Consider the following 11,837-nt stretch of genomic DNA (forward strand, 5'->3'; position numbering starts at 1 on the left):
GTGCCAGCTTGAAATGACTGCCGAGACCGACCACGACCTCACACGCGAGCCCGTTGCGGCGCACGAGCCGTCGCCGCGATCGGGCAGCATTGCGCTGGTGCTGCTGGTGGCCGCCGGCCTCGTCGCCGTCGCCGTCGGGCTGATGACGCTCGGGCGCGCGCAGGCGCAGCCCTATATCCTCGGCATCCTCGCCGTGCTGGCGATGGTCGGCTTGTTCAACCTGTTCGCCTTCGCCGCCGGCATCATCCGCTTCGTCGACCGTAGTCTCGACGATCCCGTGATGGGGCGCATTGCCGACCACGCCTTCGACGGCCTGGCCGTGACCGATCCCCGCGGCCACGTGGTCTATTCCAATGCCGCCTATCTGACGCTCACCGGTGCCAGCGGACCGCAGGAGGTGCGGCCCGTGGAGCGCGTCTTCATCGGCAACCCCGACGTCTCCGAAGCCGTGTTCCGCCTGCTCAAGGCCGCGCGCGAAGGAAAACGGCAGCAGGAAGAGGTGCGCATCTCCGGCCATGACGGCAGCCAGGGCCGCTGGCTGCGCATGCGGGTGCGCCCGCTCGGCACCGGGAAGCGCGAGGCGAAATACGCGGTGTGGTCGATCTCCGACATTACCCGCGACCGCGAACGCCAGGAGGACGTGTTCCAGGAACTCCAGCACGCGATCGAATATCTCGATCACGCGCCCTGCGGCTTCTTTTCGGTCAATCCGGCCGGCGAGCTCGCCTATGTCAACGCGACGCTGGCGAACTGGCTCGATTACGATCTCGCCGAGATCGGCTCGGGCGGGCTGAAGCTCACCGACATCGTCTCCGGCGATGGCGCCTCGCTGCTCACCGCGATCGTTGCGGTGCCGGGTGAGGTGAAGACGGAAGTCTTCGACATCGACCTGCGCATGCGCACCGGTAAGACCATGCCGGTGCGGCTCTATCACAAGCTCGCCTTCGGCGCCGACGGCGCGCCGGGGCCRTCGCGCACGCTCGTCATCAGCCGCGCCCGCGACGAGCGCAGCGATCCCGACCGCGCCGCCGAAGTGCGCTTCATGCGCTTCTTCGACCACACGCCAATGGCGATCGCGACCGTCGACCGCGGCGGCAACGTCGTGCGCGCCAACGCGCGCTACGCCAAGCTCGGGCAGGCCCTCGGGCTCGACAGCGCCAGCAAGTCGATCTTCCGCGCGGTCAATTCGCGCGACCGGCACCTTTTGATCACGGCCATCAACCAGGCCGCGGAGGGCCAGGCCGACGTCGCGCCGGTCGAGGTGGCGCTCGAAGGAACCAAGGAACGCTGGGGCCAGTTCTTCGTCACGCCGGTGGATGCCGCCGAGAACGACGCCGAAGCCGCCATCGTGCACATGCTCGAGACCACCGAGCGGCGCGCGCTGGAGAACCAGATCAACCAGTCGCAGAAGATGGAGACGGTCGGCCAGCTCGCCGGCGGCATCGCCCACGACTTCAACAACGTGCTCTCCGCCATCATGATGGCGAACGACTTCCTGCTGAACGCGCACAAGCCGACCGATCCGTCGTTCCAGGACATCATGCAGATCAAGCAGAACGCGACGCGCGCCGCGACGCTGGTGCGGCAGTTGCTGGCGTTCTCGCGGCGGCAGACGCTGCGGCCGCAGGTGCTCGACCTCGGCGATGCGCTGTCCGATCTCGCCATGCTGCTGCGCCGGCTGATCGGCGAGAAGGTCAAGCAGGAGACCATCCACGGCCGCGATCTCTGGCCGGTGAAGGTCGACGTCTCCCAGTTCGAACAGGTGATCGTCAACCTCGCGGTGAACGCGCGCGACGCCATGCCCGACGGCGGCAAGCTGATCATCCGCACCGCCAACGTCACGGCGGAAGAAGCGGCCAAGCTCGCCTACAAGGGCATGCCGGCTGCGGACTATGTGCGGATCGAGGTCGCCGACACCGGCACCGGCATCCCCGCCGATATCCGCGACAAGATTTTCGAGCCGTTCTTCTCGACCAAGGAAGTGGGCAAGGGCACCGGCCTCGGGCTCTCCACCGTCTACGGCATCGTCAAGCAGACCGGCGGCTTCATTTACGTGGACTCGGAACCGGGGCAGGGGACTTCGTTCCATATCTTCCTGCCGCGCCATCACGCCGAGCCGGAGGTGCAGGAGCAGCCCGCAGCAGTGGTCGGCGCGGCCAATGGCGCCGCGAAGGAGACCGCGCCTGCGGCGGCGGAGGCCAAGCCGCGCACCGATCTCACCGGACAGGGCACCATTCTTCTCGTCGAGGACGAAGAGGGCCTGCGCGCGCTGAACGCACGCGGCCTGCGCTCGCGCGGCTACACCGTGGTGGAGGCCGAGAACGGCGTCGAGGCCATGGAGGTCCTTGAGGAGCAAAGCGGTGCGATCGATCTCGTCGTCTCCGACGTCGTGATGCCTGAGATGGACGGCCCGACGCTGCTGAAGGCGATGCGCGAGAAGAATCCCGACATCAAGTTCATCTTCGTCTCCGGCTACGCCGAGGACGCCTTCGAGAAGAGCCTGCCGGAAGGCCAGCAATTCGACTTCCTGCCAAAGCCGTTCACGCTCAGCCAGCTCGTGGCGGCCGTAAAGGAGACGATGGCAAAGGCGGGATGACGGCGACGACCACTGTCGATTTGCGAGAGTTCCTCGAAACGACGAGGAAAAAGCGGCATTCCTGTCGTAAACCCGCCGGTAACCCGCGACCGCAATTCCTCTGGCTCCCCGGCCAAACCCCCGCCAAATATGGGCTTTTGCCACATCCCCGCGACTGAGGGCCGCAGCCATAAGTTCCGAAACCGGCTTCACTTTTCGGGAAGTCTGCCCATCTTAGGAGCACGTCCCCATGCCGGGGATTTGGGAAACGCACATGACTTTCTCGCAACGCTCCCGCACTCTCTTCAAGACCCTCGCCGTCATGCTGGCGCTTGCGCTGCCGACTGCGCTGGTGATTTCGTCCGCCGACGCCCGCGTCGGTGGTGGCATGTCGTCGGGTTCGCGCGGCTCGCGCACCTATTCGGCGCCGCCTTCGACCACGACCGCGCCGGGCTCGACCTCGCAGTTCAACCGCACCTATACCCAGCCGGGTGCCGGCATGAATTCGGCTGCCGCCGCACCCGCCCGTGGCGGCCTGTTCGGCCGCGCCGGCGGCTTCATGGGCGGCCTTGCGGCCGGCTTCCTCGGCGCAGGCCTGCTCGGCATGCTGTTCGGCGGCGGCCTGTTCGGTGGCCTCGGCGGCCTGTCGTCAATCATTGGCCTGATCATCCAGATCGCGCTCGTGGTGTTGGTGGTGCGGCTGGCGATGTCCTGGTGGCAGCGCCGCCACTCGCAGCAGGCGGCCTATGCCAATGCTGATGCAGGCAGCGGTCAGGGACCGCAGCCGAACTATCGCAGCGGCCTCGGTGGCGGTAGCGTCGGTGGTGGACTTGGCGGTGGTCTCGGCGGCTTCGGCTTCGGCGGCGCCAACAACGCACCGCTCGAGATCAAGCCGGATGACTATGAGGCGTTCGAGCGCCTGCTCGGCGATGTCCAGGCCGCCTGGTCGAACGAGGACGTGGCAAAGCTGCACACGCTCGCGACGCCGGAAATGGTCTCCTATTTCGAGCAGGACCTCGGCCAGAACCGCGCGCGCAACGTCGTCAACAAGGTGACCAACGTCAAGCTGTTGCAGGGCGACCTCGCGGAAGCCTGGCGCGAAGGCGAGACCGAATACGCCACGGTGGCGCTGCGCTTCGCCCTCACCGACAAGACGCTGGACCGCAACAGCGGTGCGGTTGTCGCCGGCAGCGAGCAGCCGGCCGAGGCGACCGAGATCTGGACCTTCGCCCGCCGTCCGGGCAGCGGCTGGGAATTGTCGGCGATCCAGCAGACCAACTGATCGTACGCAGATTAAAGACAAGGGCGTCGTGCTTCGGCACGGCGCCCTTTTTCTTTGAGCCGCTTATGTCCCGATACGGCCGACCATTTTGCGCGAAGCACTTAATTGCTTGTTGCCCGCGCAGAGCTCCCGCAATTTCGCGCCTGCCGGTTAGAGAGGGAGATATTCGGTGAGCCAGTCTGTCGCGCGCTCCAGGACAAATCACGAAACCATTGCCAGGAATTCGTCCCTGCCGCTGGAGGCGATCGAAACGGCGTATGACCGGATCGAGGCCGAGCGCGACCGCAATTGCTGGATCTATCTTCGCCCGCGGGAGGAGGCGCTCGAAGCATGCCGGAAGCTCGTGGCGCGCGCGCGGACGGGCGAAAATCTTCCGCTGCTCGGCATTCCCTTTGGTGTGAAGGACAATATCGATGTCGAGGGAATGCCAACCACTGCCGCATGCCCGGCGTTCAGCTACACGCCCTGGCATTCCGCTCACAGCGTCGAACGCCTCACCGCGGCCGGCGCAATTTGCCTCGGAAAGACCAATCTCGATCAGTTCGCCACAGGCCTGTCCGGCGCGCGTTCGCCCTATGGCCCCTGCGCGTCGGTTGCCGATGCGCGCTATATTGCGGGCGGCTCCAGTTCCGGGTCCGCGGTCGCCGTCGCGGCCGGGCACGTCGCGTTCGCGCTCGGCACCGATACCGGCGGGTCCGGCCGCATACCTGCCGGCTTCAACAACATCGTCGGAATCAAGCCGACCGTTGGGCTGGTGTCATCACGCGGGCTGGTGCCGAATTGCCCGACGATCGATTGCGTCTCGGTGTTCTGCAATACCGTCAGTGATGGCGAGGCAATCCTCGAAATTATCGAAGGGTTCGATTTCGAAGATCCCTACAGCCGCCTGCCCAGGGCCTTTTCTTTCGCCAGCGGGGCGGTGCCATCCTTCCGCTTCGGCCGCATCGCGTCCGCCGATCTCGAATGCTTCGGCATGCCGGAATGCGGCGAGCTCTATGAGCGCGCCTGCGAGCGTTTCACGCAGATCGGGGGAACGGCGATCGAGGTGGACCTCGCGCCGTTCCGCCAGGCCGGGGAGTTGATGTTCAGCGGACCCTGGGTCGCGGAGCGGCACTCGGCCATCGCTTCGCTGATGGACATCGATTCTGGCTCCCTGCTTGATGTCACGAGGACCGTGCTGGGCTCGGCCGCCGGCTATTCAGCGATCGACACATTTGGTGCCATTCACCGGCTGCACCGGCTTCGCCGCGACGCCGAGGCGATCTTTGCGGGTATCGATGCGCTGGTGGTCCCGACCGCACCGCGGCCGTTCACGCTGGAGGAGATGGAGCGCGATCCGATCACCCTCAACAATCGCCTCGGCTACTACTCGTACTTTGCCAATCTGCTTGATCTCTGCGGCGTGGCGGTTCCGAACGCGACATTGTCGAACGGCATGCCCATGGGCGTGACCCTTCTGGCGCCGGCCTGGCATGATCGCGCGCTGATCGGACTGGCGCGGCGGTTCGAGGCCAGTGCAGGCCGAGCGGCGTTCGAATTGAAGTCTGGCGGCTGACGGACGGAATTTATTCCATCTCTTGCTCGAGCGTCGAAAGATCCAGGATCGAAATCACGGATCTGTCGTACCTGATCACGCCTTCCTCCTGGAGCCGCGCGAGCTGTACTGTCACCCATTGGCGGGTGGATCCGATGAGATTGGCGAGATCGCCGTGGGTAAACGGCATCCCGATGACGACCTCGCCGTCGCGCTTCACGCCGTAGACGTGCGACAGGAAGATCAACAGGCTATGCAGCCGCTCGGTCACCGAGCGCGTCCCGAGCATCTGGGCCATCGCCGAATAGCATCGCGCCTTGAATGCCAGGGCATCCAGCAAGGCGACGGCGATCGCCGGCGATTCCAGCGCAAGCCGCCGCAGCGCCAGTCCCGGCATGAACGTCAACAGGCTGGGTTCGGCCGCAACCGATGACCACATATGCGGGCCCGTTCCGAATATATCGGGGCCGCCAACGAAGTTGCCGGGAAACCAGTAGGCGAGCGTGACCTCGCGCCCCGACGGCGCCGCATAGTAGCTGCGTATGCGTCCCTCGCTGATCAGGTAGATCCCAGCCTGTGTGTCGCCCTGAGACCAAACCAGTTGGCCGGCTTCCAGGGCCTTCTCGCGTCCGATCGCACGCAGCCGATTGCAATCAGCCCGGTTGAGACCGTCCAGCAAGCCGGGCAGCGGCCTGACGAGATTGTCCGACTCGGCCAGCATCACACCTGCCGCTATCGCGCTATTCGCCCTGTGCATCGCCGGCTCCACCGTGAGACCCGGCATCGATTATTCAAGAACCATGCCAGCGAGCTGCGGGCTGCTTCGCGATTTCCAAGTTCTGGGCGATCAGCTCGCGTCCGACTGATTGAACGCCCGCAGCCCTTCTGCGCGGATGACGTCGAGACAATCCTTCTTGAGGGAAAGATAGGTTGGCTCGACCATGACAGAACTCGACCGCGGGCGCGGCAGCTTGACCGCGACTTCGCGCAGGATGCGGCCGGGCCCCGCGCTCATGATGAGAACACGGTCGGCCAGCACGATGGCTTCATCGATGTCATGCGTGACGAACACGATCGTCGCCTTGATCCGGTCGCGCAGCTCCAGCAGATTGTCTTGCATCACCGCCCGGGTCTGCGCATCGAGGGCCCCGAAGGGCTCGTCCATCAGCAGCACGCGGGGCTGATTGGCCAAGGCTCGCGCGATCGCCACGCGCTGTTGCATGCCGCCKGACAGCGTGTTCGGATAGGCGTCGGCGAAACGCTTGAGACCGACCGTCGCGATCAGATCGTCGGCGATGGCATTCGCTTCCATCCTGGACTTCCCAAGCATCCTGGGGCCATGGGCGATGTTCCTGCGGACCGACTTCCAAGGGAAAAGATGCGGCTGCTGGAACACCATGCCGACATCGGGTCGCGGGCTGTAGACACGCGAGCCCTCTACCAGGATGTCGCCCTCAAACGGCACTTCCAGTCCGGCGATCGTATTGAGCACCGTCGACTTGCCACAACCGGAGGGCCCGACGATGCAAACGAACTCGCCAGGCGCCACGTCGAAGGACACGCGATCCACCGCGATGGTCTGCCCGCGGCGGGTGTCAAAAACGATGCTCAGGTTTGAGACTTGAATGGYCGGTTGTCTCCGCACCGATTCGACGGGGGCTGGCGAACTTGCCAGAGCCAGTTTCATGATCGATCGAGCTCCCGACATCAACGCCACCAGACAGTACGTTCCGCAAGAGCTGAAAACAGCCGGTCGGCAATGAACGAAATCAACCCGAGCGCTGCGAGCCCGCCCATGACCTGGCCCGTTTGCAAATTCTGCTGCGCAATCTCGATCCTGTAGACGATGCCGGCGAAAGCGCCTGCGAGTTCGGCCGCGACGAGCGTGTAAAAGGAGATGCTGACGGCGGTGCGCAACCCGACCACGATGTAGGGAAGCGCGCCCAGCAGCACGATCTCCTGGAGCATCTGCCGCCGGGGCGTGCCAAGTATTAGCGCCGCCCTGATCAGGCCGCGGTCAACCTTCTGCACGCCGATGTGGGTCGAAAGCCAAACCGTGAAGAACACGCCCCATACGACGAGGAACAGTTTTCCCGCCTCCGACAGGCCGAACCAGAGGATGACGATCGGCACGAAAGCAATCGGCGGAATTGGCCGCAGGATATGGAATAGCGGAGACAGCAAGCTCGAAATAACAGGGAATTGGCCGGTGAGGATACCGAGCAGGATGCCGAGCAGGCCGCCTACGATGAACCCCGTGGTGACGCGAAAGAGGCTGGCCAGTAGATCGCCAAGGAACTGTCCGCTTCGTATCCACTCAAGGACCGCCGCAGCTACCACTGTCGGCGGCGGAAACAGCACCATGTTGACGGCCCCGGAACGGGAGACCAGTTCCCAGAGGCCGACGAACAGGGGAAGCGAAAGCGCCCCGACCAGAATATTGATGCGGCGAAGACGAACTGAATCCGGCCGCCGACCGCGACCGTCGGTGCGGAGAGCAATTTCTTGTCCTGCTGAGGTGCCGTCCTGCATGGCTGTGCGGGTGCCTATTTCCACGAGAGCGTGACGCGTGCGGGGTCGACCTTCTTCAGCGGCTCGGCGACGACGACCTTGCTGAAGTCGGGCATCACCGCTCCCGGAGGATGGTTGCCGCTCTCGAGGCGCCATGCGGAGTGGGTCTTGAGAATCTCGATCAGCCGGTCGTCGAGACGCACCCGGTAAACATAGTCGGCCCAGATCGGAGCGAGGTCGTCCCGCTTCATGCCGACCGCGTCCGCCACGACCGTGATCGCTTCATCCGGGTGTGCTTTCATCCAGACCTCGGCGTCGATCAGCGCGGCGATGAACTTCTCAACCAGCGCAGGGTTGGCATCCAGATAGGGTCTCGTGACGACGATGTTGAACGTCTCGGAGTAAGTGCCCGTTGTATCGAGCTCAGCGACGGCTTCGCCGAGGGCCTTCTTGGCGTTGGCGATGTGGGGTTCCCAAGTGTCGATCGCGTCGATGCTTCCTGCTGCAAGTGCCGGCAGCATCTCCTGCGGCCGCAGGTTGACGAGGGTGACATCCTTGGGAGTCAATCCCGCCGACTTCAGCAACGTCGCCGTGTAGACCTCGCTGCCGGTGCCGGCAGTGAATCCGATTCGCTTGCCGCGAAGATCTGCCTTGGTCTTGACGCCGGCCTTGGCCACGACGACCGTCTTGAGGTCGGAATATTCCATGCCGGCGACGAAGGCGATAGGCTGGTTTGCCATCGCCGAAGCGGTGACCGGCGCCTCCGCCGTCGTCGCGATGTCGGCGCCGCCCCCGATCACGGTGTCCAGGCACTGCTTGCCGGACGTGAAGTTCGAGACGGTGATGTCCAGTCCCTTCTTTTCGAAAATCCCCTTCGATTTGGCGACGATCGCAAGGCCGGAGATCGGTCCGAGGTTTTGCGCAAGCCGGGCTTTGAGCAATTCCGCGGCCGAGGCGCAGCCCGGACCAATGGCGAGGTAGCAAAGCGCGGCATAGCCGGCGATTGCCGCAATTGGGCGGACGGTGTTCCAGTGCATGACGATCTCCCCTCGCGCCGCGCCGGGCGGCAGCCCCGATGTGATCGCGGATACCGCCCTGAACGGCTCCGCAACGGACTCCCGCGTCCTCCCCTGGGCGATCGCTTGAGGATCGGCCCCGCGTTGGTATGCTCGCCCGGCGCTACGGTCTCGGGAAGCAATTAATCGACATGGCCCTTGGGGCGACCGGTCGCGGGCCGYCGCTCGAGGCAACGCCCGTGCGGCGGATGGCCGCCGGAATAATGTCTGTCGTGACGGGTTCATGTCAGCAGATCAAAGACCGTCAGCCAGAAGCAATCGCAGGAACAATCTGCAGGAACAATCGGGAGGATAGGATGAGCATTTTTGCCAGGGTCATCGTGCCAGCAGGCGTTGCGCTCGCGCTCTTCGCAAGTCCATCGGTGCAGGCGCAGTCAGCCGACATGACCTTCTTTGTGACTTCGAGCGGGCCGGGCAAGGGAGCCGATCTCGGCGGCCTTGAAGGGGCCGATGCGCAGTGCCAGAAGCTCGCACAGACGGTCGGCGCCGGAACCAAGACCTGGCATGCCTATCTATCGACACAGGCCGCGGACGGTAAGCCGGCGGTCAATGCCAAGGACCGCATTGGCAAGGGACCCTGGCAGAATGCAAAAGGCGTCGTGATCGCCAAGGACGTCGCTGAACTGCACAGCGCCAACAAGGTCAACAAGGATAGTTCGCTGACCGAGAAGGGCGAGGTGGTCAACGGCTTTGGCGACCAGCCCAACCGTCACGACATTCTCACGGGATCGCAGCCTGACGGTACGGCGTTCGCGGGCGCCGATGACCGCACCTGCAAGAACTGGACGTCGAGCACGCAAGGCGCGGCGATGCTCGGCCATTCCGATGTCAACGGCCCGGCGACCAATCCGACGGTGAAGTCCTGGAACGCCGCCCATCCCTCGCGCGGATCGGAGGGCGGTTGTTCGCAGGCCGACCTGAAAAGCACCGGCGGCGACGGGCTGCTGTATTGTTTTGCAGTGAACTGAGGACGTCTGCTCTCGCCTCATCGTCATTGGGGGCCAACGGGTCCGCGCCAAGCGCGGCCCAGTTGGCTCGCAATGACGGAGCGTGGGGTTGCGTGCTACGCTGATGAGCACGCAATCACGGATCCCTCCCATGAAATACGAGCTCTACTACTGGCCCGAGATCCAGGGCCGCGGTGAATATGTGCGGCTGGCGCTGGAGGAGGCGGGGGCCGCTTATGTCGACGTTGCGCGCGGCCCGCGCGGCACCGCTGCGATGATGAAGATGATGGATGCGCATAAGGGCACGCCGCCCTTTGCGCCGCCGTTCCTGAAAGCGGGCAAGCTCGTCGTCGGCCAGACCGCCAACATCCTGTTTTATCTCGGCGCCCGCCACGGACTCGCGCCGAAGACGGAGGCGGGCAAGCTCTGGGTGCACCAGCTTCAGCTCACCATCACCGACCTCGTGACCGAGATCCACGACACCCATCACCCGCTCGGGCCTTCGATGTACTATGAAGATCAGAAGCCGGCGGCCAAGAAGCGCACGGCCGAGTTCTGGGACGAGCGCGTGCCGAAATATCTCGGCTATTTCGAAGAGCTTCTCGCCGGCAATGGGGGTGCCTATGTCACCGGTCGCAGGCTGACTTACGTCGATCTCTCGCTGTTCCAGATCGTCGATGGGCTGCGCTACGCCTTCCCCAAGCGCATGAAGGCGTTCGAGGGAAATATCCCGGGCCTCGTCGCCCTGCACGACCGCATCGCCGCGCGGCCGAACATCAAGGCCTATCTTGCGAGCGAACGCCGCATTCCCTTCAACGAGCAGGGCATTTTCCGCCGCTACAAGGAATTGGACAATTAGCCGGTCCGGATAGCGGCTCACCACACGCCGGGCAGCAGGCGATAGCGCACGCGCGTCATATAGTCGGAATAGCCCGGCAGGCCCTCACGCAGCGAGCGCTCCTCGATGCCGATGCGGACAGCAAACAAAACGACGATGACCGGCGCCATTGCAAGGCCCCACCACGAGCCCAGCAGCAGCGGCACTCCGGCGAAGAACAGGATCATGCCGCTGTACATGGGATGGCGCACATGCGCGTAAGGCCCCGTCGAGACCACGCGTTGTGCGGCCTGGAGCTTCACCACGGGCGCGGCGAACGAGTTCTCGCGGAACACCCACAGGATGAACAGCGTCGAGAGGACGAACAGCACGAGACCGAGCGCCTGCAACGCAACCGGCATGTCGGAGGATTGCGTGCGCCGGTCGAGCCCCATCGCGGCCAGCCAGGCCAGCATCGCAATGACGAAGACGATCATGAAGGCCTTGTCGGCGGCAGGCTGGTCCTTTTGCAGGACCGGCCGCAGACGTTCGGCGAGCAGCGCCGGATCGACCCGATAAAGCCACCAGCCGCAGAGCGGGCCGAGCAGGGCGCAGGTGGCGAGGAACACCCAGGCCGAAGGCCAATGCATCGTCCCGGCGCAAGCGAACAGCAGCGCGCCCATGCCGGCGGTGGTGATCGTGTTCTGCAACAGCAGTTTTGCGATCATGTTCGATCAGATTCCGTCACACGCCGGTGCATTTATAGCATTCTTCGGACAAACATGCGGCCGGTGCGACAGGGGTGGCTTCAAATCTTGATGGGCGATGTAAAGGCCGCCACGAGCCGAACCAGATCCGCCAGTCGTTTGGTTCCGGTCTTCGTGAAGATCCTGGTGAGATGGGTCTTGATCGTCGTTTCGGCGATGCCCATGCCTCTGGCCACGTCAGGAGCCCCGCCGATTTCGACGATGGCCAGGAAGACGCGCAGCTCGGCCGGCGTCAGCTTGAAGAGCTTCCGGATGAGGTCGGGCGCGACGATCGTCTCGAGCGCTGCCTTGCTGACGAACAGAACGGCGCGGGCCTCATAGCTGGCCC

The 11,837-nt window shown here is 64.4% G+C and carries 11 protein-coding genes; 5 read left to right on the plus strand and 6 right to left on the minus strand.

From position 1 onward, the window contains the following. Positions 1 to 13 precede the first annotated feature (13 nt). From cckA to atzF, 3 genes are all read left to right on the plus strand, one after another. Positions 14 to 2,596 carry a cell cycle histidine kinase CckA gene (gene cckA / locus AB4Z51_RS02830; protein ID WP_441497010.1) on the plus strand — a complete coding sequence of 861 codons (2,583 nt, stop codon included), beginning with the start codon at positions 14 to 16 and terminating at the stop codon, positions 2,594 to 2,596. Between the two features lie 229 nt (positions 2,597 to 2,825). Next, entirely contained in the window at positions 2,826 to 3,857 is a 1,032-nt protein-coding gene (locus AB4Z51_RS02835) for a Tim44 domain-containing protein (protein WP_135214601.1), read from the plus strand. Positions 3,858 to 4,026: 169 nt separating this feature from the next. Further along, positions 4,027 to 5,412, plus strand: coding sequence for an allophanate hydrolase (gene atzF, locus AB4Z51_RS02840; RefSeq protein WP_441497011.1), 1,386 nt, complete (start codon positions 4,027 to 4,029; stop codon positions 5,410 to 5,412). Positions 5,413 to 5,422: 10 nt separating this feature from the next. Here the strand turns inward: atzF and AB4Z51_RS02845 are convergent, their stop codons facing one another. The 4 genes from AB4Z51_RS02845 to AB4Z51_RS02860 form a co-directional block, all read right to left on the minus strand. After that, positions 5,423 to 6,148, minus strand: a complete 726-nt coding sequence (locus AB4Z51_RS02845; protein WP_063986244.1) for a Crp/Fnr family transcriptional regulator — start codon at positions 6,146 to 6,148, stop codon at positions 5,423 to 5,425. A 90-nt stretch (positions 6,149 to 6,238) separates the two neighbouring features. Next, positions 6,239 to 7,078 carry an ABC transporter ATP-binding protein gene (locus tag AB4Z51_RS02850; protein WP_441497019.1) on the minus strand — a complete coding sequence of 280 codons (840 nt, stop codon included), beginning with the start codon at positions 7,076 to 7,078 and terminating at the stop codon, positions 6,239 to 6,241. A gap of 20 nt (positions 7,079 to 7,098) precedes the next feature. After that, positions 7,099 to 7,923 (minus strand): ABC transporter permease, encoded by an 825-nt coding sequence (locus AB4Z51_RS02855; RefSeq protein ID WP_244623138.1) that lies wholly within the window; start codon positions 7,921 to 7,923, stop codon positions 7,099 to 7,101. Positions 7,924 to 7,937: 14 nt separating this feature from the next. Beyond that, positions 7,938 to 8,939 (minus strand): NrtA/SsuA/CpmA family ABC transporter substrate-binding protein, encoded by a 1,002-nt coding sequence (locus AB4Z51_RS02860; RefSeq protein WP_167768015.1) that lies wholly within the window; start codon positions 8,937 to 8,939, stop codon positions 7,938 to 7,940. A gap of 335 nt (positions 8,940 to 9,274) precedes the next feature. Between AB4Z51_RS02860 and AB4Z51_RS02865 the strand changes: the two genes are divergently transcribed. Further along, complete coding sequence (locus AB4Z51_RS02865) at positions 9,275 to 9,946, plus strand: lectin (RefSeq protein WP_135214605.1); 672 nt, start codon at positions 9,275 to 9,277, stop codon at positions 9,944 to 9,946. Between the two features lie 130 nt (positions 9,947 to 10,076). Beyond that, a complete protein-coding gene (locus AB4Z51_RS02870; RefSeq protein WP_135214606.1) occupies positions 10,077 to 10,784 on the plus strand; it encodes a glutathione S-transferase in 708 nt (235 codons plus the stop codon). 17 nt (positions 10,785 to 10,801) lie between these two features. On the opposite strand, the gene AB4Z51_RS02875 is transcribed toward AB4Z51_RS02870, so the two are convergent. Both AB4Z51_RS02875 and AB4Z51_RS02880 read right to left on the minus strand, forming a co-directional pair. Next, complete coding sequence (locus AB4Z51_RS02875) at positions 10,802 to 11,470, minus strand: methyltransferase family protein (RefSeq protein ID WP_441497012.1); 669 nt, start codon at positions 11,468 to 11,470, stop codon at positions 10,802 to 10,804. Positions 11,471 to 11,550: 80 nt separating this feature from the next. Continuing rightward, positions 11,551 to 11,837, minus strand: a 287-nt coding sequence (locus AB4Z51_RS02880; RefSeq protein WP_441497013.1) for a helix-turn-helix transcriptional regulator, incomplete at its 5' end; no start/stop codon positions are given.

The sequence above is a fragment of the Bradyrhizobium sp. 2TAF36 genome (assembly GCF_052114925.1).
GTDB lineage: Bacteria > Pseudomonadota > Alphaproteobacteria > Rhizobiales > Xanthobacteraceae > Bradyrhizobium > Bradyrhizobium barranii.

What these genes read in the sequence shown, in the direction of transcription:
- AB4Z51_RS02845 (WP_063986244.1), bottom strand. Translation starts at nt 6,148, where the DNA reads ATGCACAGGGCGAATAGCGCGATAGCGGCAGGTGTGATGCTGGCCGAG.
- AB4Z51_RS02855 (WP_244623138.1), bottom strand. Translation starts at nt 7,923, where the DNA reads ATGCAGGACGGCACCTCAGCAGGACAAGAAATTGCTCTCCGCACCGAC.
- AB4Z51_RS02875 (WP_441497012.1), bottom strand. Translation starts at nt 11,470, where the DNA reads ATGATCGCAAAACTGCTGTTGCAGAACACGATCACCACCGCCGGCATG.
- AB4Z51_RS02835 (WP_135214601.1), top strand. Translation starts at nt 2,826, where the DNA reads ATGCCGGGGATTTGGGAAACGCACATGACTTTCTCGCAACGCTCCCGC.
- AB4Z51_RS02860 (WP_167768015.1), bottom strand. Translation starts at nt 8,939, where the DNA reads ATGCACTGGAACACCGTCCGCCCAATTGCGGCAATCGCCGGCTATGCC.
- AB4Z51_RS02865 (WP_135214605.1), top strand. Translation starts at nt 9,275, where the DNA reads ATGAGCATTTTTGCCAGGGTCATCGTGCCAGCAGGCGTTGCGCTCGCG.
- AB4Z51_RS02870 (WP_135214606.1), top strand. Translation starts at nt 10,077, where the DNA reads ATGAAATACGAGCTCTACTACTGGCCCGAGATCCAGGGCCGCGGTGAA.